The following is a 24,384-nucleotide window of genomic DNA, read 5'->3' as shown; positions in this document are numbered from 1 at the left end:
CATCAATTGTTGCGTCGAGCCGGCGCACCACTGGGGCGTGGGGCTGGACGGGGCATGGGCCGTTGCACTGGCATGGTACTGGGGCGCATCTGCCGCGGTTGCTGTATTGATGGACGCGGTGCCACCGGCCGTGGCTGAACCACTGGCTGGGTGGGGCGCAGGGCCGGTTGCGATGGACGCACCGTCGGATGAGACGGGCGTACTGCCGGCTGTGGCCGCACCGAGGGCTGGTGAGGGCGATAGCCAGGGGCCGGGCGCACCACCGGGTTGCTGGCGTCGGGCCGGTATCCTGGCACCGGACGTGGTGCCACCGGTTTGCCGATTTCGGGGCGATAGCCGTAGGCCGGTCGAGGGCCCGTCGCAGGCCGGGTGGGCAGCTGGCTGGGCAGCAAGGTCACCGGTGGCTTGCCTGGGTTGGTAGGCAGCTGTACCGGCGGCTGCGGGGTGGGATTCCCCGGCAACTGCACCGGACGGTGGGCGATCGGTGGCTCTGGCAGGTGAACCGGTGGATCCGGCCGCACCGGTGGCGGCTTGGGCGGATAGATCGGCGGGCGAGGGCGCCAGTAGTAGCGATCGTAGTACCAGTAGGGGTAATACCAGGGATCGTACCAGTAGGAGCCGTAGTAGTAGCTGGAGTACCAGGTGGTCTTGTAGGCGGTGCGGTTGCTGCAGCCGGTGACCAGGAACAGGGCCAGCAGCAGCGTTAGCACACCGCGCCAGGGCGAACCTCTCATGGGCTTACCTCCTCTGTAACCCCCATCAGGCCAAACAGGGCACCGACAGGGTCGATCATCAGGTAGATGCTGTCACCATCTTGGGGTTCCACCAGCCAGCTGGCACCGGCTGCCAGGGCTTGGGTGGCACTCTCATCCAAGTCTTGTACGACAATGGCGGCCAGCCAGACCGCTCCGCGATCGTCTTGCTCGGTTTTGGCTGGGCTGATCACCGCCCGGGAGACCCCGGCGGAGTTGAGCAGCCAGCTGTCGTTGTCCGGCTCTCGCTCCACCAACAGCATCTTCTGGTAGAACTCACTGGCGTCATCGGCCTTGGGGGTGAACAGCATGTGCCAGCCGAATTCCCCCGGACCGGCGGCGCTGTCTTGTGGGTCGCCAGCCTCGGATTTAAGCAGCCCGAAGATCCCGCCCTGGGGATCCTGACCGATCGCCTGGACACCCCGCTGCCCCATCTTACGCGGAGGCATCAGCCAGCGGCTGCGCTTGGCCAGGGTACTGGACGGATCCAGGTTTGAGCTGGAGAAATGAGGGATCCAGATCGCCCCGGCCCGGGATTGGTCCGGCTCTTCTCGCATCACCATGCCAGCCAGAGGCTGGTTGTCATGGTAGAACAGCCAGTAGGGCTCGTTTTCCAGGGCGACGATCTGCCAGCCAAACACCCGCTGGTAGAAGGTGGCACTGGCGCGGGGATCGGAGCTGAACAGGTCGTGCCACACCACCTTGCCGGGCAAGCTCAGGCTCTGTTCACCCCCGGCGATGGGGGGAAACTCCGCCCGAACCGAGAGGGCAAACAGCAGGAAAAACAGGGCAACGACAGCGCGCATGCAGGGCTGAACTCCGATTGGGTCAATCTCTTGAGTGTAACATGGCCGCATTCTGGCTAGGGTTATCGCTATGTATCAGTTAGTTAGTGCCCAGAGTCTGGGGTGTGACATCCTTCACAGACTGTGGAGCCTGCTGCAAGCTCAAGGTATGATGTGCAGCAAACCGGCCGGACACAGGCCTGTGCATAGAAGGGCGGGATGCCCCATGGAGTAAGCAATGGCTGTCATTCAAAAAGAGCATTTCATCAGCTCCGTCGCTGATGCGCTGCAATACATTTCCTATTACCACCCCAAGGATTTCATCCAGGCCCTGACCGAGGCCCACGCCAAGGAACTCAATCCAGCGGCCAAGGACGCGATGGCGCAGATCCTGATTAACTCCCGCATGAGTGCCGAAGGTCATCGTCCGCTGTGTCAGGACACCGGCATCGTCACCTGCTTCGTTAAGATCGGTATGCAGGTGCAGTGGGACAGTGATCTGACCGTTCAGCAGATGGTGGATGAAGGGGTGCGCCGCGCTTACACCAACCCGGATAACCCGCTGCGGGCCTCCATCGTGGCCGATCCCGCCGGTGCCCGGAAGAACACCAAGGACAACACCCCGTCTGTGCTGCACGTGGAGATGGTGCCCGGCGACCAGGTCGAGGTGATGATCGCCGCCAAGGGTGGCGGCTCCGAAAACAAATCCAAGATGGTGATGCTTAACCCGTCTGACAACGTGGCGGACTGGGTAGAGAAAACCCTGCCCACCATGGGCGCCGGCTGGTGTCCGCCGGGCATGCTGGGTATCGGTATCGGCGGTACCGCGGAGAAGGCCGCGGTGATGGCCAAAGAGGCGCTGATGGAGCACATCGACATCCATGAGCTGCAGGCTCGCGGTGCCGACAACGCCGAAGAGGCACTGCGCCTGGAGATCTTCGACCGGGCCAACAAGCTGGGGATCGGTGCCCAGGGCCTGGGCGGCGTCACCACGGTTCTGGATGTGAAGATCAAATCTGCCCCCACTCACGCGGCCTCCAAGCCGGTGGTGATGATCCCTAACTGCGCCGCCACCCGTCACGTGCACTTCCACCTGGATGGCACCGGCCCGGCGGAGTTGCCGGTACCGAGCCTGAGCGACTGGCCTGAGGTAACCCAGGAGGTGGGCGACAACGTTAAGCGGGTGGATCTCGATAACCTGACCGAGGCGGAGCAGCGCAGCTGGAAGGCTGGCGATGTGTTGTTGCTCAACGGCAAGATCCTCACCGGCCGTGATGCTGCCCACAAGCGGATCAAGGATCTGTTGGACTCTGGCGAAGGTCTGCCGCAGGGGGTCGACTTCAAAGGGCGCTTTATCTACTACGTTGGCCCGGTGGATGCCGTGGGTGACGAGGTGGTTGGCCCGGCTGGCCCCACCACCGCAACCCGAATGGACAAGTTCACCGAGCAGATGCTGTCGCAAACCGGCCTGATGGGGATGATCGGCAAGGCGGAGCGTGGCCCGGCTACGGTGGAGTCCATCGCCAAGCACCAGTCGGTCTACCTGATGGCGGTCGGCGGCGCGGCCTACCTGGTTTCAAAGGCGATCAAGCAGGCCCGCGTTGTGGCCTTTGAAGACCTGGGTATGGAAGCGATCTACGAGTTCGAGGTGGAGGATATGCCGGTGACCGTGGCGGTCGATGCCGGTGGTAATAACGTCCACCAGACCGGCCCAGCCTACTGGCGTGGACAGATTGCTGAGATGGCGTAACCGTCTTGCTCAGATACAAAAAAGCCCCACTTCGGTGGGGCTTTCTTGTTTCCTGGCCTGGGTCAGGGCCGGTTCGGACAGGCTCAGCTCAGGCAGAGCATCTGCTTCCACATCAGCAACCAGGAAGAGCCACCCACGGTGGCCATGGTGACCAGGGTGCCCATAATGATTTCAAACAGCCCGCGCTCCTTCATCATGGTCAACAGGGCGAAGGTGGAGCCGGCCAGCAAGGAAAAGATGCCGCTCAGGACGATGATCGCCAATGACATGGAGACACTCCTTATCTGTATCTGCCACAGACGTTATCAAGAGTATGGGGCGATTTCAGGCTGAGCTGTCGATTTTGCAGGGTCGACCTCACAAAATCACGTTCAAAGCGAAGGATTCTTACTTTAAAACCCAAGTGAAAGCTTGAGGTGGGATATTTTGGGGCAGGCCGCCGAAGCGGCCAACCACATTAAACCTCGATGGAGTTGAGCCAGACGTCGTGCAGATTGCACATGCTCAGGGCGTAGACGGTGCCGGTGAGGCCTTCGAGAGAGTGCTCGGAGATGGGGGCCATCTCTTTCTCCGGATTGAACACCTTCTCGGACACAAACTCAAAGTTACTGTTGAGCAGCGTGTGCTTCACGATGTAGTGCTCGTAGCCTTTCATCTCATGGCCGGTGGTGATCCGCACCAGGCCCTTGGTGGTGTCGGTCTCCAGTACCGGCAGGTGGCCTGCTACCTTCTGATCCCAGCGGCCCGGGGCGTCCTTGGTGTAGTAAACCCCACCGGCCATGCTGGCTTCGTGACCGTCGGCCAGTGCCTGGCGAGGCAGCAGGATCCCCGCCGCACCGGTGACCAGGCTCAGGCGGATAAACTCACGTCGTTGCATCTTTTGCTCTCCCTTTGCTCACGGTCCCGGGTCGAGTGACTCGGGCGCTTCATAAAGTGGTGACACATAACCCGGGAGTTGTCCATTTTTTGCTCAGTCCGCATGCGTTCTTGCGCCAGTGTAGGGTTTACAGACCTTGGCATGTTCATCCTAGGTTGAGGGTTGTGCTGCCGATGCGCTTGTGGAACAGTGTGGCACCAATGTGTTACCTCTTCGCAACAACCCATTTCCAAGCGTAAGAACAAGATGTGTGCCCTTGGGCACCGATAAGGACGTCAAGATGAAACTTGCCACTCTGGCCCTGGCGTTGCCGCTGGGCCTCTCCGCCGCCCCGATGACGGTGGAGGATCTCAACCAGCTTGCCAGCCTGCACTCCACCGCGCTGTCGCCCAGCGGCGATGCGGTGGTGTACGCCATCAATCAGCTCGATGGCGACACCCGCCAATCGGATCTCTACCGTTTGTCGTTAACCAGCGATGCCGAGCCTCAGCGCCTGACCTATGCCAAGGGCACTGAGCAAGCGGTACGCTACCACCCGGACGGCAAAGGGGTGTTCTTCCTCTCCGCCCGCAGTGGCAGCTCCCAGCTTTGGTACCTGCCGCTGAGCGGTGGAGAGGCACGCCAGGTCTCCGATCTGCCGGTGGACATTGCCGACTACCGCCTGGATGCCACAGGTCAGCAAGTGGCGCTGCAACTGCGCATCGACCCCAGTTGCGACAACCTGACCTGCGCTGAAGAGAAGGCCGAGGCCAGGCTGGAGCAGGTAGGGCAGGGCAAGCACTACGACAGCCTGATGGTGCGCCACTGGGACAGCTGGGGTGATGGCCTGCGCAACCAGCTGTTTGTGGCCACTATTGAAGGCGAGAGCCTGTCTGAACCGTTAAACGTGACCGCCGGGCTGGATACCGACGTGCCGCCGATGCCTTTCTCCGGCATGGAGGAGGTGGCCTTCACCCCGGACGGTAAGCACCTGGTGTTCACCGCCAAGGCACCGGGGCGCGACCACGCCTGGCACACCAACTACGACCTGTGGCAGGTGCCGGTTGCTGGCGGAAAAGCCGAGAACCTCACGCCGGATAACACCGCCTGGGATGCCCACCCGGTGTTTTCAGCCGATGGCCGCTACCTGGCCTGGCTGGCGATGAGCACCCCGGGCTACGAGGCGGACCGCTTCCGCATCATGCTCAAAGACCTGTTCAGCGGTGAGGTGAAAGAGGTGGCCCCGGGATGGGACCGCAGCCCCGGCAACCTGATGTTTGCCCCGGACACCCACACCCTGCTGGTCTCCGCCCAGGACCTGGGCCAGGTGACCCTGTTTGCCATCGATACCCGCTTTGGCGATGTGCGCGCCCTCACTGGGCTGGGCAGCCATAGCCTCAAGGGCGTGGCGGGGGATCGCATCCTTTATACTCGCAACGATCTGAGCCAGCCCACCGAACTGTTCAGCATGGACCTGGCTGGCCGCAACGCCCGTCAGCTGACCAATATCAATGGCGAGGCGATGGCCAAGCTGGAGTTGGGGGAGTTTGACCAGTTCCAGTTCAAGGGCTGGAACGATGAGACCGTCTACGGCTACTGGATCAAACCGGCCGGTTATCAGGAGGGCGAAACCTACCCGGTGGCCTTTTTGGTGCACGGTGGCCCCCAGGGCAGCTTTGGTAATCGCTGGCATGGCCGCTGGAATGCCCAGCTGTGGGCAACCGCCGGCTTTGGTGTGGTGATGATCGACTTCCACGGCTCCACCGGCTACGGCCAGGAGTTCACTCACTCCATCTCCAAGGATTGGGGTGGCAAGCCGCTTATCGACCTGCAAAAGGGCCTGGCCGCAGTGGGCCAACAGCAACCCTGGCTGGATGTGAACAACGCCTGTGCCGCCGGTGGCTCCTACGGCGGCTACATGATGAACTGGATTGCCGGGCAGTGGCCGGAAGGCTTCAAGTGCCTGGTGAACCATGCTGGCCTGTTTGATATGCGCAGCTTCTACATGGTGACCGAAGAGCTGTGGTTCCCGGAGTATGAGTTCGGTGGCAGCTACTGGGATGCCCAGGAGCGCTACGAGCAGTTCAACCCGGTTAACCACATCGATAAGTGGAACACGCCGATGCTGGTGCTGCACGGGGCCAAGGATTACCGGGTGCCGCTGGAGCAGGGCCTGGCCGCATACACCGTGCTGCAGCGCAAGAACATCCCGTCTGAGTTGGTTGTCTGGGAGGAGGAGAACCACTGGATCCTCAACAAAGACAACCTGGAGCAGTGGTACAGCCACGTACTGGGCTGGATGCAGCGCTGGACTGACGCTGACAGCAAGGCCGAAGACTCCGAGTGATTCGGCAGTCTATTCAAGCAAAACGCCGCCCAAAGGGGCGGCGTTTTCGTTTCTTAGGCGCTGCGCGAGAGGGAGAGTCCTGCGGGTACAGCCCGAATGACGGTGGGCGGCCATGTTGACGTGTCAGGCTAAAGAGCCTTCGCCAAAGCGCTGTCCCGCTATAGTTAGCTATTGTCCAAGTCAGGGCTTTATCATTTCAGCGCAACACGTATAATCCCTGCTCCTTTTCCGTACCCACTGCAAAGAGTACCAGCATGTCTAAGATGTTTTACAAAGGTCGAATCGATGCTCGACAAAATTACGTGATGTCAGGTTACAACGTGAACCGCGACGTCAAGGCAGGTACGGAAGAAGCGCCCATCTCTATCGTTGTCTCTACCGATGCACGCAAAGAAGAGATTGAAGCCATTATTGAGGAACACTCGATCTGCGCAAATATTACCGTAGATAAAGAGCAGGAAGAAAACACCATTGAGCTTGATACCCTACTGAACAAGCCAAAGACTGCGGTGTTTGAGAAAACACCCAACCGAAATGACCCCTGTCTCTGTGGTAGCGGAAAAAAATATAAGAAGTGTTGCGGTTAAAAGCGATTCCAGTGCCGCCACCCATTGGCGGCATGATTCGATTTTTATGGCAATAAAGAGATTGGTAGGAAGAAAAAGGTCAGGGTTGATTGATTATGGCTGCTAAGCTAAAAGGCTAATAGTGGTATTAATTAAATCAGGCCAAAGGTGACATTCGCTGTTTCGTATGGTGCCGCATACCGACCTTTACAACCAAACCACTCTGCCGCAGGGTCTATCTGCAGCCAATTCCGGTGCGAGACGTTCGAGCTGTCTTGACTTGTTATAAGCCATCTTTCTTAATCTCGGCTACTTTTGCCCTGAATCCAACAGGGTAAAGAGAAGAGTTGAATATAAATATAATAAATACTATCCACGGCACTACGACCATTAGGGCTATGAATACAGTCCAGCTCCGCATCAAAAGGCCTGCAATCGGCGCTGTAGCAATAAAAGCACAAGACAACCAGTGCGCTAAGGATTGTTGAAGTATTGAGTGTTCGAATTGAAACGCGCAATTAGAGCACCTAATTCTCGCATTCGAACTAATTAAATTTAGCTTCAGCGATTTAGTAAGACAGTTTGGACATGTTCTATTCATGGCTTCTAACCGTGGTGTTGAGTTTAGCTACCGCTTATGCGGGATAAGCTTGCCGCATAATTGTCTTAGGTACTAATACTAGACAATCTATCAAGTGAACCTATGGCAATCAACGGCTTAAAACCTATGTAATGAGGGTACACACTGTACTCGAGCTGTAGTGCTGGCTCATTGGGACGTACTTCAGTACAAAGGAAGTAAGTCGGTTATAGGCCGCTATAAGGTTTAGCTTTTAGAGTCTAGTTATCCCGTGCCGCCAGCCAACCTCGGGCGAGCAGCTCTGGCATGGGGGCAAAGAGTGCAGGGGTTAGCGACTGAGGGTTAGGCCGGCGCAGCCAGTTAAGCAGTTGGCGCTGCTCATGAGTCACCAGCGCTTGCTCCACCGCATCCAGGCTTGGCCATATCGCCCAGGTTTGTCGCGGTTGCCTATCTATCACCAACTCCGCTGTCTCCCCCCGCTGTAACGCTTTCAGGCACTGGACAATCTCCATCAAGGGGTAGCGGCTGGTGAGCAGGCTTAAGCTAGGGTGGCAACGCCAGGGGGGCTGTCCTTGGGGGGATTGTAGCCAGGCATCGCAATCCGCGAGCGAGAGGGGATAGGCGTTGGGCGCATAGTATGCGCGATGAAAGGCCCACTCGTAGCGCAGCAGGGTCGGCAGAAAAGGAAAATCCTGGCATAGCGCAAGGCCCGAGGGCTGGCTGAGTAGCCAGGGCAGCAAGGTTTCGCCGATTTTATTGAGATCCCGCGGCACCTCGACCTGGTGGCAAAAGGCCCTGGCCATAGGGCCAAAGTGCTCTGGTCCTAGCAGGGTTTGGCTTAACGGGTAGGTAAGCTCCACCGCCCGCTGGGTCACCCCCTGTCGGTTCTGCTGATAGATGGCCAGGGCTTGCTGCAGTGCCTCGCCCTGTTGGGCAAAGGCAGACTCGCCGCGCTGGTCAAAGGCCTTGAGGGGGTCCATCAGCCGATCCCACTCGCTCTATCCATCCCGCCTATTTCAGTTCGATCTCCTTGGCGGGTAGCAAAGCGCTCCGCCTGCCGGGCTTCACCCAGCAGGGTATCCAGCGCTGGCAGGTCGTCGTCCCATTCGATCACCGTTGGATGTACCCCGAAGCTTTCCAGCGCCTGTTGATACAGCTGCCATACCGGCTCGCTCACGGTATTGCCGTGATTGTCCAGCAGCAGGGGCGGCTGCTGGGCGTGTCCGGCCAGGTGGTACTGCCGAACGGCGGCCGCTGGGTAGTCGGCCATCAAAGCCTCTGGCTCGATACCCAGGTTGTGGCCGGTGACATAGAGGTTGTTGATGTCCAGAAGCACCTCGATGCCGCAGCGTCGGTGCAGCTCGGTCATCATCTCGCCTTCGGTGAGGCAATCAGCCTGGTAGGAGAGGTAACGAGAGGGGTTTTCCAGGCGCAAGGGTTGCGATAGCACCTCCTGGGTGCGGCCAAGGTTGTCGCACAACACCTGCAGGCTGCTCTCTTGATAGGTCACCGGTAGCAGGTCGTGGACAAAACCGCCGGGCACGGCGGAGAGGCTGAGATGGTCAGAGACGCTACGGGCGTTCAGATCGACGGCCAAACGGGCTATTGCCTTGAGATAGTCTGGGTCGAGAGTCGAGCCGAAGGAGAAGCCGACGCAGTGCAGCTCGATGGGGTAGCGCTCGGCCAGTTGTTTAAGCAGATGGTAGTGCGGGCCACGGCCGCTGAGGAAGTTATCGGCCATGACCTCCAGATAGGGCAGGGGCAATTCGCGCGCCAGCAACTCGGCCATGTGAGGCTCTCGCAGACTGATGCTGGCGCACGTGAGCTTCATGGGGTTAACCAGCGTCATTGTCCTTGGCAGGCTTCACCTTGGCCACGGTACCGCCAATCTTGGCGCAGGTGCCCTCGGGGACATACACCCACTCGTTGGGGTCGTTGTCCTTCTCGGCCTGACCGGCGCAGCTGTGTTTGCCATCCAGCGAGCCGCAGTCGTTCATCCCTTTCATCGCCACTCCGGCGCATTTCTCCCAGTTCTTGGGTTGGTCTGGCACCGCCAGGGCTTGGGCCGAGGCAAGGGTGAAGCTGACGGCCATGACGCCGGCCAGTGTGGTGCTGAGGGGCTTGGATTGACTCATGGGGATTCTCCCTGTTTGAGGTTCCTCAAAAGAGAGAGGCTGGGAGAGTGTTTGGTTACGGATCCTTTTAGAGCGTTTGGTTATGAGCTTAGCGCACGTCGCTATCCCTTGGTTGTGTCCTCCTCCTGCCAGGACAGCAGAGCGGCCCGACGCTGGTGGTATTGATCGTCTGTATCCAGTCGAAGAGACCGTCCCTGGGTCTGTACCCCAAGCCAGCGGTAGCTGTCTTGCACCGAGGGGAAGTCGGTGGCCTCAATGATCGCCTCGTAGTGCTGCTGGAACAGGGTGTCGCCGCTGAGCTCATCAAAGGTGGCAATCAGGCTCTGTTCATCCCAGCGACGCCACTGCTGGCGACAGCAGGCTAGGAAGGCCGCAATCACCTGGTCCAGGGATTGCCCCTGCTGACGCAGGGCAACATCCACGTTGAGAAAGTAGGCGGCACCACTCCAGTACACCCGCATGTAGCTGCGGGTCTGCCACATTTGCGGACTGAGCTCGGCCAGTGAACGACCCTTGCGACGGGCATCCTTGCGTCCGCGCTCGAAGCCGGCATTAAGATCCTGCAGTGCCTTCTCCGGGCTGACCACGCCGGCGCGGGCACGGAGCAGATTCTGGTAGTAGCTGGCCAGGCCCTCACTGAACCAGATCCCCCGGTTACCGGGGTAGGGGATCAACAGGTGGCTGAACTCGTGCAGGGCCGTCCAGTCATCGACAAAGGCCTGCTCGCTGTAATGGGGATTGATGTAGAAGTGGATCCCTTCGCCACCGTAGCGCTGAACCCGGGCCCAGGGTACCGGGCCGCGTCCCCGGTCGGTCTTGTGCAGGATGATGGTGGCGTTATCAATGGGAAAGCGCCCGCCTACACGGCTGAGTTGGTTGGCCGCATGATCGATCCAGCTGCGCAGTTTGGCCTGATCGCTGACAGGAATGCTGCGATCAAACTCGATCTCCACCTCGGTAGAGGCTGCTGGGATTAACAGTCCGATCCACAGCCCAAGCCAGCCCAACCCTGAGAGTGTGGGTTTAACAACACGATGTGGCTTGCTCAATGAACGCCCCCTAACGCCTTCCAAGCGCTGTCTTCGCGCTTCCCTAAAGCTGAGTGTACGCAATGGGGGCGGGGGCGGATCCTGGCATTAACTGGGGTCGAACTGGTTGAGCCAGCCTTGAGCACATTGGCGGGCGCCGTTGGCGATCATCAGGGTGGAGAGAATGGCGAGAACAACGAATGCAGTAACCAGCATGGGACCTCCTGTCCTTTGTTATTGTTATTCGTTCGGTAACCGCTTGGAGACGAACTGGTAAAGCTAACGTACAGAAAGGAATGGGGTTCACCAAGCGTTTATTCACGAACCCCGGTCATCATTTGTGCGTTCGGACCGGTTCAACTGGTTGGACAAGCCCGACCGAGGCCGTTAGGTTCAGGTCAGTAGCTGGCAAGACAACAAGGAGAGATTGCCCATGACGAGCATGAAGGACACCACGCTGTTTATCACCGGCGCCAGCCGAGGGATTGGCCGTGCCATCGCCCTGGCGGCGGCAGAGCAGGGAGCCAATGTGGTGATCGCTGCCAAGTCGGATACTCCCCACCCCAAGCTCGAGGGCACCATCCACAGCGTCGCGGAGGAGGTGCAGGCGGCCGGTGGCCAGGCCTTGGCGATCAAACTGGATGTGCGGGACGAGGCGGCGGTTGAGGCGGCGATGGCACAAGCCGCCGCCCACTTTGGTGGCATCGATGTGCTGGTGAACAACGCCAGTGCGATCAACCTCAGCCCGCTAAAGCAGCTGCCGGTGAAGCGCTTTGACCTGATCCACAGCATCAATACCCGCGGCAGCCTGGTGTGCAGCCAGGCGGCGATCCCCTACCTGAGTCAGAGCGATAATGGCCACATCATTACCCTGTCGCCGCCGATTAACCTGGCACCCCACTGGCTGGGCCCTCACATCCCTTACACCATGAGCAAGTACGGTATGACCCTGCTGACCCTGGGATTGGCGGAGGAGCTCAAGGCCGATGGCATCAGCTGCACCACTCTATGGCCACAAACCACCATCGCCACCGCCGCCATTGAGTATGCGCTGGATCCCGCCTTGATGGCTTGCTCTCGTACCCCCCAGATCATGGCCGACGCGGCGATGGCCATCTTGTCCACCACCGATGGCAGCTTGTCGGGCCAGTGCCTGGTGGATGAAGCCCTGTTGAAGCAGCGTGGGGTTACCGATTTCGAGCAATACCGCCATGTGGCGGGGGGGCCGCCGCTGATGCGCGACCTGTTCCTCGACCAGTAACACACTGAACTCAAAGTGCGGCGTTGGCGAAAGGGCGTTGCGGCCAACGCTGAGCTTTGATATCAACGAGGTATGCCTGTTGTGTCCCTCTGGCGAGGAGTGTGCCCTGGTTTGGGCCTGGCGCTGCTGCTCGCTGCTCATCCCGCTTGGTCAGCCCATTGGCGTTTTGCCATGGACAACGACATCGTCGTGGCCAGCGACGGCGATTACACCAACGGCTTCTTTCTCGACCGGGTCGCGCCCAGTGACAATTTCAGCCAGCTCGGCCCTGCGCCACTTCTGCCCTTTGCCCAGGCGCTGAATCCTGAGATCAACTATTGGCATGCCCAGCTGGCCCAACAGATCTGGACCCCCTCCTCGCTGGAGGCAGACGAGCAAAGCCCCATCGACCGGCCCTATGCCGGTACCCTGACCACCACCCTCAGCCTTGGCCACCTGACCGAACAGATCGACACCCGCTACCGCCTTACCCTGGGCATAGTGGGGCCGTCGTCCGGGGCGGAATGGGTTCAGACTCAGAGCCACAAATGGTTCGGCAGTACTGCGCCGCAGGGCTGGGACGAGCAGATCGAAGACACCGCGGTGATGCAGCTGGGCTGGGAGCAGAACCGGCGCTGGGGCGAGGGGGGCGAAGCCTATCGCTGGTATGGCTATCAGCATGCCCGCGTGTTGGCGGGAAACCTGATGAGCGAAGCGGCCTGGGGCAGCAGCCTGTACTGGGGCCAACACCGTGGAGGTACCCTGGCAGGACGCCACTGGAACCAGGCGGGGCTGGCGGAGCAGAAGGGCTGGGGTTGGGCTCTGTTTGCCGGAGTGGAGCTGCGCTACCGGCTCAACGACATCACCCTGCAGGGCCCTCGCCCAGACAGCGCACCGGATGTGAACCTGGAACACTGGCAGGGTAGCTACCTACTGGGGCTGGAGGGCCATTATCGCCAGATGGCATTGAGCTTTGCCCTGGTTAATGACAGTCGTTCCTACCAGGAGTCGGCGGAGAGCTGGAACCGCTACGGCCGATTGGCGTTCAGTTGGCGTTACTGAACTGGCCTAGCCGCAGGCTTCAACCCAGCCGACCCGGTTCAAACTGGTCGGCCAGGGTGGGGAGCAACTGCTCGAGGGAATCGAGCAGGTGATGAACTTGAGCCTGCACATCGCTGTCGGGGGCTTGCAGATCCGGCACCATGGCGGTGCGGCATCCGGCCGCCAGGCCCGAGCGAATGCCGTTGTTGGAGTCCTCCACCACCAGGCATTGGGCCGGCGCCAGCCGCAGTCGCTGGCAGGCCAATTGGTAGGGTTCCGGATCCGGCTTACCCCGCTGCACCTGTTCGCAGGTTACCGTGGTGGCAAACTGGCTTAAGTAGGGGCGCTGGGCGAAGTTCTCCTCCACATCCACCATCCGCGATGAGGTCACCAGTGCGGTGGGGATCTGGCAGGCAGTCAGGCGCTGAAACAGCGGCTCAAAGCCGGCTTGGAAGGGGATCCCCTGGCGCTGCAATTGACGAAAGTGCGCGTCCCGTTGCTGACGATAGCGGGGCAGATCCAAGCCCGGGCCCAGGGCCCTGGCCAGCTTGGGCTCAGACTGGGTCCGGGGCATGCCAATCATCGACAGGTACAGGGCATCGTCCAGCTCAAAGCCCTGCTCCTTAGCCGCATAGTGCCAGGCCTGGCGGTAGCTGCGCTCGGTGTCGAAGATCAGTCCATCCATATCGAACAACACGGCAGTGATGGGCGCTTCTGTCATTGATTCTCCCTACTCTCTATGTCAGCGTGAGCCTGTATCGGTTGGGGCTGAAGCCTCAACCCATCCGGGCCCGCCAGCATTGTGTCTGATAGGGCAGGGGAAGGAAACCCGCTGGAGACATTGAGGATGCGCTTAGGTTCGTTTGGCTGGCTGGGCCGTGCCCTGGCTGCCGGGATGTTGCTGCTGTTGCTGTTGGGGGCGGCCTCGCCAACGCTGCTGGGATTTCCGCTGTGGCGAGTCGGCTCGGCGTTGTCCGTCTCTACCGCCCTGACCGCCAAACTGGCCTGCTCCAGTTTCTTTCTCAGCGGCTTTGATGCCGAGCGTAATCGCCAGGATGCCGCCAGCTACAGCCCGGTGAACGCCTGGGTCTCGGTGCGCTACCTGGAGGATGGGGTAGAGGCCAACCTGTGGGGCCTCAGTTCTCGCACAGCCCGCTACATCCCCGGCGTGGGCTGCACGCTGGAGCCGTCACCCCCTGGCCCCAGCCATCGCCTCGCCGCGGTACACACCTCACCATCTTCTGAGCCCTGGCCCAAGGGGCCGCCTTCCCAATCGATGGATCCGCTGTGGCAACAGCAACTGCAATCGCTGATGGCGCAGGACAGTGCCGCCGGGCGCGACACCCGGGCATTGCTCTGGCTGCAGCAGGGGCAACTGCGTGCCGAGGTCTATGCATCCGGTGTCACAGCCACCACGCCGCTGATGAGCTGGTCCATGGGCAAGAGTCTGACCGCGGTGTTGCAAGGGCGGGCAGAGGCACTGGGTTACAGCGAGCGCAGCGACAGTGCATTGTTTGAAACCTGGCAGCAGGATGAACGACGGGGGATCCGGATGGAGGATCTGCTGCAGATGGTGTCGGGGCTGGCCTTTGAGGAGGTGTATGCGCCGGGCAGTGACGCTGCCAAGATGTTGTTTGAGGCCCCCAGTGCCGCCGCAGTAGCGCTGGAACAGCCGTTGGCCAGGCCCTCCGGCAGCCATTTTGCTTACTCCTCTGGTACCACGAACCTGATTGCCCAGTGGCTGAGCGAGCGATTGGGTGGGCCTGAATCGTTCCAGCGCTTCCTGCATCAACAGCTGCTGTCTCCCTTGGGGATGCGTCATACCTACATGGAGCCCGACCCCAGTGGCGTCCCGGTGGGCAGTTCCTACGTCTACGCTTCCGGCCGAGATTGGGCGCGGTTGGCGCTGCTGTTGCTCAATGGCGGGAGCTATGCTGGAGAGCCGTTGCTGTCGCCCTCCTGGGTGGCGCACGCTACCCAGCCCAACGGCAGTCAGAACGAACGGGCCTACGGTTACCAGCTGTGGCTCAACCACGGCGATGAACAGTTGCGCTGGCCCGCTTTGCCAGCGGATGCCTATGCCATGATGGGTAATCGAAAACAGGTGGTGATGGTGATCCCGTCCCGCCAGGCGATCTTTGTCCGGCTTGGCTGGAGTGAGGGCAGCTATCCCATGGAGCAACACGTAGCCGCCCTGTTGGCGTATGACACCAGCTTAGTTATGCGATGAAGAGCGCCCGCCGTTGTAGGTGGGCGCTTTGCACAGGTAAACGATGGATGTAACCGTGTTAGTTATACCCGGTGGGCTCAGTGGCGTTTGTGGGATCGTCTCTGATGCTTGCCAGGGGGCGTTGGCTTGAGCTTGGCCTGGTGATTGCCGTGGTGTTTGGCTTGACGGCAGTGGCTGCCGTTGGCCTGGCTGTCAAAGGCAACGCCGGCAGCCACCCAAATAAGCGATGCGGGGGTGTTGCCGGTCTCAAGCCGATCCTGAGAGAAGGCGCGAAGGGTCATGCTATCCGCTGAGGCGGGCAATACGGTGCGGTGACGCAGGGTGTCCCACTCCTCACCATCGGCACTGCCCAGTTCGTTGATCAGGTTCTCTTGCTTGACCAGAACGTCCCCTTGATAGAATCGAACTTCAATGACTGAAGGGCGCATTGCACTGGGATCGTTGTCGGTTGAGATGGCGCCTTTAACACTGGCAAAGAACAGGTTCAGTTTACCGTGTCTGTCATAGGACTTAGGCACAAAGTCATAGGAGAGCAGCTTGGTTTTTCGTCGTTTTCCCTTCCAGTTATGGTAAGCGATGTCATTGCCGTCGCTGAGATAGAGGTCGCTGTTACCATGGCCATCGTCGTAGATCACCACGATTCCGGCGCCATTGTTGGCCAGGTTGTTGGTGCCATCGGTTGGGTTGTCGCCAAAGTCGAGCCCTTCCACTAACAGGCTGTTGTCACCGTGGCTGACCAAACCAAGCCCGGTGATGTCGGCCCGGTAGGTGGTGCTGAAGTTATTGCTGCTCTCGCTACCGACGCTACCATCCCGATTGCCATTGGCCTTGTAGAAGGCATCCCCTTTTCTGCCCCCCTTACCGATATTGGTGCCGACCACCTCCATACCATTGATGACAATAGTGTTGTCGCCGCCTTTTTTCTCACGATGGATCCCATTCCAATAAAGAAAAACCTGCTGAATGGTGACCCTGCGGGGTACGGTGAAATCCAGCGTGCCGCTGGCGTTGGGGTCGGGAAGGTTGTCTCCCAAGGTTGATGATAAGCCGACGCCGGCGGTCACCATACCGGTGCCGCCGGATATTAGCTCTGAGTTAGGGCCTAGACCCAGTTTGTCTTTTCCCTCTGCCAGCAGCGCAGGGCTGAATGCTAGGCAGATGCATAAGCCGGTTCCGATCAGCAGCGCGCGGTGATGTGAAAGCCGTTTCATAGGAAGTTCTCCTTAACGTCCCTGGTATGGTTACCTCTAAAGCCTAGCTGCAGCCCCGTCAAATAGTAAAAAATCCAGACAAATTAGCTGTTTTAACTAAGGGGGTGAGTTAATGCGACAGCCTTGTTCTGGTCACAAGACGGCGCTAGGCTGGATTGGGCATAACCTTTAAAAGAGGCAAGGATGAGCAGTAACGAGTTAACCGGAGGCTGTCTGTGTGGCGCCATCCGATACCGGGTTGAGGGTACTCCCTTTGATGCCGATTACTGCCATTGCCGGCAGTGCCAGCGCAGCGTCGGTGCGCCATTCGGCTGCTGGATGGACTTTAAGCTGGAGGCGGTGCAGTGGTTGGGGGCTCAACCCAAGGAGTACGCCTCTTCCGAGTTCGTCCGCCGCGGCTTCTGCCCGGAGTGCGGTGCGGCGATGAGCTTTCGCGATACCCGCCACCCTGACTACCTGACATTAACCATTGCCAGCCTGGATCAGCCGGAGCAGGTGTCTCCCCGTTACCACATCCATACCGACAGCGCGCCATCCTGGCTTCGCATTGACGACAACCTGCCCCGTTACCCCGGCAATCGAAACGAGACATCGTGACAACTGCTCAATTGGTGAGCAAATGTGAATGCAGATCCATACGGAAGCGACTAAGCCATTGCAAAAAATAAAGAAAATCTAATGCTGCGGCAGGAAAGGCCTAGAAATTCCGATGCAAATGCCGGTTGCCTTGAGGGTTACAAATCACTAACCTTTGAGTCAAAAGGTGATAACTCAGAAAAATTTGTCACCTAACTCGGTAAAACCGAGTCGTTCGGCTAACAGCGTGGATTTTTCGGCAAGGAAGTGAGTTATGTCAGAAGCACAAGTACGATCTGAAGCCAAGGGGAACGACGGCATGAATGTAAAAGATATCGTTGCCATCGTGATCACTTTAGCGGTTGGCCTGGGTGTCTTTATGACCACCAAGCCCGAGGGCAACGGCAGCTGGTCCTTCGTCATCTTTGGCGTGGCGGTAATCGGTCTGGTGATGCTGGGGGCACTGGGGCAGAACGATAAGGCCAAGTAACCTGGCTGCCCAAACAGCTAAACAGCCAACGGCTCCGCTATGCGGGGCCGTTGTTGTTTGGCGCACTGACTGAGCACCATTCGGGCTGTTTTGAACCAAGACACTACACTTGCCGTAACTATAACGACATAAAAACGGACGGACAGATCAATGCTTAGCGAACACGCCATCACGGTGCGCAGCGCCTTGGAAGCTGCAGGTTTGGAAACGCCTATGGTGCAAAACGGCCTCGATCGGGACCAGAAGTACCAGCGAATTGAAGCGCTGATGTCTGAGGTGATGGATACCTTGGGACTGGACAGAGAGGATGACAGCCTCAATCGCACTCCCCACCGTATCGCCAAGATGTATGTCGACGAGGTGTTTGCCGGGCTGGATTACAGCCAGTTCCCCAAGATGTCGGTGATCGAGAACAAGATGGGCGTGGATGAGATGGTGACCGTGGGTGACATCGACCTCACCAGCACCTGCGAGCACCATTTCGTTACCATCGATGGCAGTGCTAAGGTGTCGTACATCCCAAAGGATAAGGTGATTGGACTGTCGAAGATCAACCGGATTGTGCGTTTCTTTGCCCAGCGTCCCCAGGTGCAGGAGCGTCTGACTCGACAAGTCCTGGTGTCACTGCAGGCATTGCTGGGTACAGAGAATGTGGCGGTGTCGATCCGCGCAACCCACTACTGTGTGAAGGCCCGGGGCATCATGGACAGTAACTCCCACACCACCACCACGGCGCTGGGAGGTAACTTCCGTACCGATCCCCGCACCCGCGCCGAGTTCTTGGCAATGCGTTAGGCACTGCAGCCCGCTTACGCGCCCTTCAATTCTCCCTAGAAAAACAGCCGCCCACGCAGGCCAAACAGCCAAGCGTGGGATCGGCTTGGGTCCAGCGCCGGATTTCGGATGTATTGCAGGTCCGGTGTCAGCTCGAAATAGGGCGTTAGCCGCATCAGATAGTAAAGCTCGGTGGTGTACTGGTTGGAGCCGACGTCGATCTCGGCCCAGTTGACCCCAAGTCCCAGGGAGTTGGCCTCACCACCCAGGCCGAAATAGGCCACCCCGCCACTGATCGAGGTTTCTGTCAGTGCACCGGTGTCTTCGGAAAAGCCGGCGCGCAGAAAGGGCAGCCAGGGGCCGAACTGGAATGAAGCGGAGAGGTTGATGCCCTGGCCCTCAAAGGTGCCTTGTTGTTCACTCTCGTCGGCGTGCCAGTAGCTCAGGTGCAGGTTGTTGACGTAGATCTGGCTCTGATCTGTAGTCCAGCCCAGCTCGATGCTCTTGAACAGCTTGCCGTCGGAAAACAGGGTATCGAAGCCCTTCCAGGGCTCGGTGGGATCGGAGTTCATGTCAGTCACCCCGGCGATCACAAACCAGTTGTCCCCCAGCATGGTGGCTCCGGCGATCCCCAGGGTCGCGTCGCCCGGCAGTGCCACCGTGGTGGAGCCGGTACTGAAGGCAAAGTTTAAAAAGCCGCTCCAGGGACTGGCCAGGGCATAGACATCGAAGTAGTCGGTGGCATCGAGAAAGCCCGCCACCACCGTCGCCTTGCCCTGACGCAGGGATTGCTTCCAGTAGAGGTTGGTCAGGCGGGTCTTTTCGTCACTGAACGGGGGCGTGACCAGCCCCAGGGCACCCACATCGAACTCAAAGAATTTCACCGGCACGTCGGTAAAGCTATGGCGATGCTCCAGTTTCCATACCAAAGAGCCGGTGTTGCCGCTTTGTGCCCCGGTCAGGGCCCAGCTGCCGTAAAAGCGCAGCATGCCAGAGAGGGCATTGTTGTCCTTGCCCGGCAGGCTGGTGTTGGCGCCCATGGCGACCATGGAGTAATCCAGCGCCAGGTTAACGCCCTGGTCGGACAAGCGCTGTTTCAGCGGTACCGGGTCTGGTTCCTGATCCTGGGCCAGACGATTGTCCACCGCCTCCGGGCTGCCGAATCGGGCGCCTTGTTCGGCCTGGAGAGGTGTCATCATGGCGAGGCAGGTCAACAGGCAAGACGGTCGCAAAATCCCTTTCATCGCGTGTTCTTAACAATTTCCGTTGCCTGAAAGATAGCAGAGCGACCGACAATAGGGTGGGTCTTGAGGCGCCCAAACCGGGTGTGTGCAAAAAGCTGTTTGGATGTGACCAGAGAATGAACGGGGTGGGGAAAAGTGTGCTGAAAAGGTAGATCTGACCGAGCCGGTGACGTATTGTGTCGCCACGATTTTGAACCCCTGAGCCCTATGTTTTCGTTGTTATTCGCCGTGGCCTCCCAGGCGACGCTTGCCCTACCACTGCCAGAAGGCCATGAACGCCTGTTCCTGGATGCCCAGTTCCTGCCTGTCGAGGAAGCGGAGGCGATCTACTTGCGTAACGAGGATGCCGAGGGCGTAGGCCAGGACTACAGCCTCGATGGCGTGCTGGTGCGTGAGGGTGCCATGGTGGATGGCCTGGCGGATGGCCTGCATCGCTACTACTTCCCCAACGGTGAGCTGGAATCGGAGAAGCATTACGAGCTGGGCCATCGTGCCGGCGAGTGGCAGTGGTGGTACGACAATGGCAAACAGCGGGAGATTGGCCGCTGGCATGCTTATTATGATGCCGAAGGTGAACGCCGTGCCGAGTATGAGATGGTGGCCTTCTGGGGGCCTGAGGGCAACCAACTGATCAAAGACGGCACTGGCCACTATGTGCTGCTGGACGAGCAGGGCAACAAGCTGCGTGATGGCTATTACCTTGAGGGCCAGCGTGACGGTGAGTGGACCTGGACCGACGCCGATGGCACGGTGCAATACCGAGAGCTGTATGATGCGGGTGACTTTGTCGTCGGCTGGCGCTTTGATGGTGGCCGCAGCATCCGTTACCAGGCTATCTACACCCAGGCAGCATTGCCCACCTCCTGGGACCGCCACCTGATGACCCACTTTGGCGAGCAGCTGCCCGGCGAGATCGAGGCGGTGCTGTCCATTGGGCCGGAGGGGCGGGTGCACTCCGCTACCTTGCTGAAGGCACCGGAGTCGGCCCTGGAGCAGGTTGAGACCATGCTGTTGGAGAGCCCGAACTGGATCCCGGCCACCTGGCGTGGCCAACCCATCGCGGTGGAACATTCGCTCACCCTGGCACCCTGACGGTGCTGAGCATCATTACCCGAGAAGGGCGCCTATGAGGCGCCCTTTTTGTTGCTTTACCGACTGGCTCATTGGTGGGTTTTGGGATGTAATGAGGGCAGGCAGCAGGCCATAGGAGGCGACATGTCGGTACGTCATCTGCGACAACAGCAGCAAATGGGCATTGAGCGAGAGCTGATGAAGGAGCAAAGCGGTGCCCTGGGACGGGCAGGGGCGGCGCTGGCAGCGGCCATCGCGCGCTATCATGAAAATCCCAATGCCCGAGAGGAACAGCGGGAACAGTTGCTGGATGAGATCGCCGATCGTTGCTGGCAGTTGCAGATGCAGCGGGAGTTCACCGGTTTTGTCGATGGCAACCGGGAATATATCCAACGACATTACGCACCACCGGCGGAGGCGATGGCCCGGATGGGTAAGCCGCGCGGTTAGCGCCGTCGGTTCTGGGTCGGGAAAGGGATCACCTCGCCCGGGTACAATGGCACCTCGAGTCGGTTGTCGCCCTGGCGGGGTGGCTGCCCAATCATCTCATCGTAAGCGCTGCTGTGTTGCAGTACCCAGCACTTAGCGCCGATGGGACGCAGCTCCTCAAGCAGTTGATACATGCCGTGGCCGCGCAGAGGCTTGCCATTGTCGTCGACGATCAGCTGTTCCTTTCCGGCATCTACCACCACGGCCTGGTATAGGGCGCAGTCCAGTGAGCGGATGATCACCTTCTCCACCTCGGGTTGGTCGATCAGTCGATTCAGGGTGATGGGCATGCGGACTCTCCGGCAAAAGGCATACCTGCAGTACGGCGGGAGTCAGTGGATGGATTTGCCCTGGGTTGAATGAGCAGGTAATAAAAAAGCGCCCTGCAAACTTCCGTGAATTCGCTTTTGTCAGCAACGATGACAAATATCAAAGAGGAAAAGCTGGCTAGGCCTCAATGGTGGGTTGCCCCACCTGCTTTTTAAGCCGACTTTGAGGTGCCTGAACAAAGGCGTCATCGGCAAGGCCGAGGAGCAGGATGCTCCGAGTGACCAGCGGAGACAGGGAAGTCGACTCTGGGTTGTGCCGCTAGGCGATGTCGCTGGTGCGAGGATTCAGCACCGATTGGAGGCAACGGGGGTTCCAAGGGGGCGGAACGCCCCTTTGGTTGCCGTCGCCAACGCGACGAAGCCGAAATTGAAGAAATCATTATTGCTGACAGGCAAACAGAAAAAAGCGCCCCGTGGGGCGCTTTTTTGCTGCGGCTAAGGTTTAGGCATTGACCTCGTCGCCTTCGACGATGGGCTGCTTGCCCAGCACCCCCACCACCAGGTAGGCGGCGGTGATGGCCACGATAACCCCGGCAGCGGTAGACAGCGGCAGCGGCAGACCGAAGCCCTGGGTCGGGTCGTTGAGGATGAAGGTGGTCACCACGGTGCTCATAAACAGGGCCGGAACCGTGCTGATCCAGTGGAACTTATTCTCTTTGGCCAGGTAGGCAGAGGCAGTCCACAACATCATCACTGCGGTCAACTGGTTGGCAAAGCCAAAGTAGCGCCAGATGATGCCGAAGTCGACCTGGGTCAGTACCCCACCGATGGCGAACAGCGGCAGTGCAATCATCAGACGCTTCTTGATGCTCTTCTGCTCCACACCGAAGTACTCAGCCAGGATCAGGCGGCTGGAGCGGAACGCGGTGTCACCGGAGGTGATGGGCAGGATAACCACACCCAGGAAGGCGAGGATACCACCGAACACACCCAGCAGACCGAAGGAGGCTTCGTACACCACGGCACCCGGACCCCCGTTGCTGACCGCGGCGGCCAGGGACTCAACAGAGCCGAAGTAGGACAGAGCCAGGGCACACCAGATCAGGGCGATAACACCTTCACCGATCATGGCACCGTAAAACACGAAGCGGCCGTTCTTCTCATTCTCCACGCAGCGTGCCATCAGCGGCGACTGGGTGGCGTGGAAGCCGGAGATGGCGCCACAGGCGATGGTGATGAACAGCGCCGGCCACAGCGGCATGTCGTTGGGGTTCATGTTGGTGAACATCTGGCTGACGGTGTAATCCCCCAGCAGGCTGTGCTCAGGCGACAGTGCGATGGCACTGATCAGGCCAACTGACATGAAGATCAACAGGGCGCCGAAGAAGGGGTAGAGGCGACCGATGATCTTGTCCACCGGAACGATGGTGGCAACCAGGTAGTAGGCGAAGACCAGGGCGACCATGGTGCCCATACCGACCGCCAGACCGGTGTTGTCGTTGATCAGGTTGGTCAGCATGCCGGCCGGAGCAGACACGAATACCACACCCACCAGCAGCAACAGCACGATGGCGAACAGGTTCATAAAGTGCTTGGCACCGTTACCCAGGTACTTGCCCACGATGGTGGGGACCGACGCACCGTTGTTGCGTACCGACAGCATGCCAGAGAAGTAGTCGTGTACCGCACCGGCAAAAATACAGCCGAGCACGATCCACAGCATCGCCGCCGGGCCATAAAGGGCACCCATGATCGGGCCGAAGATCGGGCCAACACCAGCGATGTTGAGCAACTGGATCAGGTACACCTTATGGGTCGGCAGCGGCACGTAGTCGACGCCGTCTTGCTGGGTATGAGCCGGGGTCTTACGCGACTCCTTGACGCCGAACACCTTCTCAACGAAGGCACCGTAGATAAAGTAGCCACCGATGAGCAGGGCGACACAGGAAAGAAACCAGAGCATGGCGCTTCTCCAATCTTTGAATTCGGTGGTGATTGTAATGGGGCGTCAGTACGGTTTCGAACCGCGTTCGCGGCTCTGTGATCGGGATCCCGCATTAGGGGTTGGTGCTGTGATCTCGGTTGTGATTGTGGCTGGGGTGTGATCCGAATCAGGGATTAAGCCAGGCTGGATCAGGGGTAAATTCGGTGGCGAAGTTCTGTACACAGGCCAAGGGGTAGGACCGATGAGGGCCACAGGCCAGCCCCACCAGGCGAAAGGCGGGATCCATAATGAGCAGCCGATGGCCCCGGTCGGGCACGCCATCGTCGATCAGCAGGGCCATCACCACGAAGGCGCCCACCTGGCGATCGGCGCTGCCGTAGAACAGGTTCTCACCGATCTTGCCCTGCCACTGGCCCAATCGCTCTATTCGCACTGCCAAAGTACTGCCATCGTCGCCGATATGACCGACGCCTCCGTTGCGCGCTTGCGCCTGGCGGTAGTCGCTGGCCACCCGGCTGAGGCCGTCATCCAGTGCCAGCGGGGCAACGGGCTGGGCTTGTTGCATGAAACGTATTGTCTCCTCCAGCGCCGCGATCCCTTCATCGGTTTCGACCACCTTGAGCAAGCTATCCTGCGGATCGTACCAGGGAGGCTGCCAGATCCGACCCTGGCGATAATAGGGGCGCATCGGGATCAGCACCTGTTCGGCGTAACCTTGCGGATCGGTGCGGGCAAAATTCAGGGCTGCCAGCATGTCGGGATAGAGCGTCTGCGGCACCGGGCTGGAGGGCGGCGAGTCCGTGCTGTGACAGCCCATCAGCAGCCCCAGAGCAAGGGCGGCGGCATAGTAACAGCGGCGATAGCAGGGACGTTTCATAGCTCAAGCCTCGCGGGGATCCGTCTCTCCTGATGATACCGTCGGTCGAAGTGAAGATCTGCGCTCAAGCGGTGAAAAGTTACGCTAAAAGGCTTGTATTATGTTGATGTAACGTTAATTTAGACTGA

General features: G+C 59.5%; 25 protein-coding genes. 11 read left to right on the top strand and 14 right to left on the bottom strand.

The features are described from left to right. Positions 1–2 precede the first annotated feature (2 nt). Together BUC04_RS03205 and BUC04_RS03200 are read right to left on the bottom strand one after the other, a co-directional pair. Positions 3–734 (bottom strand): hypothetical protein, encoded by a 732-nt coding sequence (locus BUC04_RS03205; protein WP_067658569.1) that lies wholly within the window; start codon positions 732–734, stop codon positions 3–5. Then, on the bottom strand, positions 731–1,558 hold the full coding sequence (locus BUC04_RS03200) for a VOC family protein (RefSeq protein WP_067658567.1): 828 nt from the start codon (positions 1,556–1,558) through the stop codon (positions 731–733). The genes BUC04_RS03205 and BUC04_RS03200 overlap by 4 nt, the downstream gene beginning before the upstream one ends. 217 nt (positions 1,559–1,775) lie before the next feature. Between BUC04_RS03200 and BUC04_RS03195 the strand changes: the two genes are divergently transcribed. Beyond that, entirely contained in the window at positions 1,776–3,287 is a 1,512-nt protein-coding gene (locus BUC04_RS03195) for a fumarate hydratase (protein WP_067658565.1), read from the top strand. 83 nt (positions 3,288–3,370) lie between these two features. Here the strand turns inward: BUC04_RS03195 and BUC04_RS03190 are convergent, their stop codons facing one another. Together BUC04_RS03190 and BUC04_RS03185 are read right to left on the bottom strand one after the other, a co-directional pair. Then, complete coding sequence (locus BUC04_RS03190; RefSeq protein WP_067658562.1) at positions 3,371–3,556, bottom strand: hypothetical protein; 186 nt, start codon at positions 3,554–3,556, stop codon at positions 3,371–3,373. Between the two features lie 188 nt (positions 3,557–3,744). Next, positions 3,745–4,164 (bottom strand): desulfoferrodoxin family protein, encoded by a 420-nt coding sequence (locus BUC04_RS03185; protein WP_067658559.1) that lies wholly within the window; start codon positions 4,162–4,164, stop codon positions 3,745–3,747. 280 nt (positions 4,165–4,444) lie between these two features. On the opposite strand from BUC04_RS03185, the gene BUC04_RS03180 reads away from it, so the two are divergent. Both BUC04_RS03180 and BUC04_RS03175 read left to right on the top strand, forming a co-directional pair. After that, positions 4,445–6,490 carry a S9 family peptidase gene (locus tag BUC04_RS03180; protein ID WP_067658828.1) on the top strand — a complete coding sequence of 682 codons (2,046 nt, stop codon included), beginning with the start codon at positions 4,445–4,447 and terminating at the stop codon, positions 6,488–6,490. A 254-nt stretch (positions 6,491–6,744) separates the two neighbouring features. Continuing rightward, complete coding sequence (locus BUC04_RS03175; RefSeq protein ID WP_067658556.1) at positions 6,745–7,077, top strand: PBPRA1643 family SWIM/SEC-C metal-binding motif protein; 333 nt, start codon at positions 6,745–6,747, stop codon at positions 7,075–7,077. A gap of 819 nt (positions 7,078–7,896) precedes the next feature. On the opposite strand, the gene BUC04_RS03170 is transcribed toward BUC04_RS03175, so the two are convergent. From BUC04_RS03170 to BUC04_RS03155, 4 genes are all read right to left on the bottom strand, one after another. Further along, positions 7,897–8,616: an HvfC/BufC family peptide modification chaperone gene (locus BUC04_RS03170; RefSeq protein WP_067658553.1), complete on the bottom strand. Its 720-nt coding sequence runs from the start codon at positions 8,614–8,616 to the stop codon at positions 7,897–7,899. Continuing rightward, positions 8,616–9,467, bottom strand: coding sequence for an MbnB/TglH/ChrH family RiPP precursor modification enzyme (locus BUC04_RS03165; RefSeq protein ID WP_067658550.1), 852 nt, complete (start codon positions 9,465–9,467; stop codon positions 8,616–8,618). The genes BUC04_RS03170 and BUC04_RS03165 overlap by 1 nt, the downstream gene beginning before the upstream one ends. A gap of 4 nt (positions 9,468–9,471) precedes the next feature. Then, positions 9,472–9,771 carry a BufA1 family periplasmic bufferin-type metallophore gene (locus BUC04_RS03160; protein ID WP_067658547.1) on the bottom strand — a complete coding sequence of 100 codons (300 nt, stop codon included), beginning with the start codon at positions 9,769–9,771 and terminating at the stop codon, positions 9,472–9,474. A gap of 101 nt (positions 9,772–9,872) precedes the next feature. After that, a complete protein-coding gene (locus tag BUC04_RS03155; RefSeq protein ID WP_067658544.1) occupies positions 9,873–10,724 on the bottom strand; it encodes a M61 family metallopeptidase in 852 nt (283 codons plus the stop codon). 508 nt (positions 10,725–11,232) lie between these two features. Between BUC04_RS03155 and BUC04_RS03150 the strand changes: the two genes are divergently transcribed. Together BUC04_RS03150 and BUC04_RS03145 are read left to right on the top strand one after the other, a co-directional pair. Continuing rightward, entirely contained in the window at positions 11,233–12,060 is an 828-nt protein-coding gene (locus BUC04_RS03150; protein ID WP_067658541.1) for an SDR family oxidoreductase, read from the top strand. An 81-nt stretch (positions 12,061–12,141) separates the two neighbouring features. Next, on the top strand, positions 12,142–13,101 hold the full coding sequence (locus BUC04_RS03145; RefSeq protein WP_159437651.1) for a lipid A deacylase LpxR family protein: 960 nt from the start codon (positions 12,142–12,144) through the stop codon (positions 13,099–13,101). Positions 13,102–13,120: 19 nt separating this feature from the next. On the opposite strand, the gene BUC04_RS03140 is transcribed toward BUC04_RS03145, so the two are convergent. Then, positions 13,121–13,801, bottom strand: coding sequence for an HAD family hydrolase (locus BUC04_RS03140; RefSeq protein ID WP_067658535.1), 681 nt, complete (start codon positions 13,799–13,801; stop codon positions 13,121–13,123). A gap of 126 nt (positions 13,802–13,927) precedes the next feature. Here BUC04_RS03140 and BUC04_RS03135 point away from each other — a divergent pair, with 126 nt between their 5' ends. Continuing rightward, positions 13,928–15,310 (top strand): serine hydrolase domain-containing protein, encoded by a 1,383-nt coding sequence (locus BUC04_RS03135; RefSeq protein ID WP_067658532.1) that lies wholly within the window; start codon positions 13,928–13,930, stop codon positions 15,308–15,310. Positions 15,311–15,387: 77 nt separating this feature from the next. On the opposite strand, the gene BUC04_RS03130 is transcribed toward BUC04_RS03135, so the two are convergent. Beyond that, the gene (locus BUC04_RS03130; RefSeq protein WP_067658524.1) at positions 15,388–16,521 is read right to left on the bottom strand and encodes a hypothetical protein; all 1,134 of its coding nucleotides are present in this window, start codon (positions 16,519–16,521) and stop codon (positions 15,388–15,390) included. 183 nt (positions 16,522–16,704) lie between these two features. Here BUC04_RS03130 and BUC04_RS03125 point away from each other — a divergent pair, with 183 nt between their 5' ends. The 3 genes from BUC04_RS03125 to folE all read left to right on the top strand — a co-directional run bounded on the left by BUC04_RS03125 (position 16,705) and on the right by folE (position 18,382). Continuing rightward, a complete protein-coding gene (locus tag BUC04_RS03125; RefSeq protein WP_067658521.1) occupies positions 16,705–17,118 on the top strand; it encodes a GFA family protein in 414 nt (137 codons plus the stop codon). A 253-nt stretch (positions 17,119–17,371) separates the two neighbouring features. Beyond that, positions 17,372–17,587, top strand: coding sequence for a hypothetical protein (locus BUC04_RS03120; protein WP_067658518.1), 216 nt, complete (start codon positions 17,372–17,374; stop codon positions 17,585–17,587). A 150-nt stretch (positions 17,588–17,737) separates the two neighbouring features. Next, complete coding sequence (gene folE / locus BUC04_RS03115) at positions 17,738–18,382, top strand: GTP cyclohydrolase I FolE (RefSeq protein WP_067658515.1); 645 nt, start codon at positions 17,738–17,740, stop codon at positions 18,380–18,382. A gap of 35 nt (positions 18,383–18,417) precedes the next feature. Here folE and BUC04_RS03110 read toward each other — a convergent pair whose 3' ends face one another. Next, on the bottom strand, positions 18,418–19,560 hold the full coding sequence (locus BUC04_RS03110; RefSeq protein ID WP_067658512.1) for a carbohydrate porin: 1,143 nt from the start codon (positions 19,558–19,560) through the stop codon (positions 18,418–18,420). Between the two features lie 252 nt (positions 19,561–19,812). On the opposite strand from BUC04_RS03110, the gene BUC04_RS03105 reads away from it, so the two are divergent. Further along, the gene (locus tag BUC04_RS03105) at positions 19,813–20,697 is read left to right on the top strand and encodes a toxin-antitoxin system YwqK family antitoxin (protein WP_067658509.1); all 885 of its coding nucleotides are present in this window, start codon (positions 19,813–19,815) and stop codon (positions 20,695–20,697) included. Between the two features lie 123 nt (positions 20,698–20,820). Continuing rightward, the gene (locus tag BUC04_RS03100; protein ID WP_067658506.1) at positions 20,821–21,126 is read left to right on the top strand and encodes a hypothetical protein; all 306 of its coding nucleotides are present in this window, start codon (positions 20,821–20,823) and stop codon (positions 21,124–21,126) included. Here BUC04_RS03100 and BUC04_RS03095 read toward each other — a convergent pair. The 3 genes from BUC04_RS03095 to BUC04_RS03080 all read right to left on the bottom strand — a co-directional run bounded on the left by BUC04_RS03095 (position 21,123) and on the right by BUC04_RS03080 (position 24,256). Continuing rightward, the gene (locus BUC04_RS03095) at positions 21,123–21,455 is read right to left on the bottom strand and encodes a DUF6482 family protein (RefSeq protein WP_067658503.1); all 333 of its coding nucleotides are present in this window, start codon (positions 21,453–21,455) and stop codon (positions 21,123–21,125) included. The two genes, BUC04_RS03100 and BUC04_RS03095, sit on opposite strands and share 4 nt — an antisense overlap. A gap of 481 nt (positions 21,456–21,936) precedes the next feature. Then, positions 21,937–23,397, bottom strand: coding sequence for a carbon starvation CstA family protein (locus BUC04_RS03085; RefSeq protein WP_067658497.1), 1,461 nt, complete (start codon positions 23,395–23,397; stop codon positions 21,937–21,939). Positions 23,398–23,545: 148 nt separating this feature from the next. Then, positions 23,546–24,256 carry a CAP domain-containing protein gene (locus BUC04_RS03080; protein WP_067658494.1) on the bottom strand — a complete coding sequence of 237 codons (711 nt, stop codon included), beginning with the start codon at positions 24,254–24,256 and terminating at the stop codon, positions 23,546–23,548. Positions 24,257–24,384 lie beyond the last annotated feature (128 nt).

Origin of the sequence: Ferrimonas marina (genome assembly GCF_900129905.1) — a bacterium.
GTDB lineage: Bacteria > Pseudomonadota > Gammaproteobacteria > Enterobacterales > Shewanellaceae > Ferrimonas > Ferrimonas marina.
This window is presented reverse-complemented; position numbering and strand designations above follow the sequence as displayed.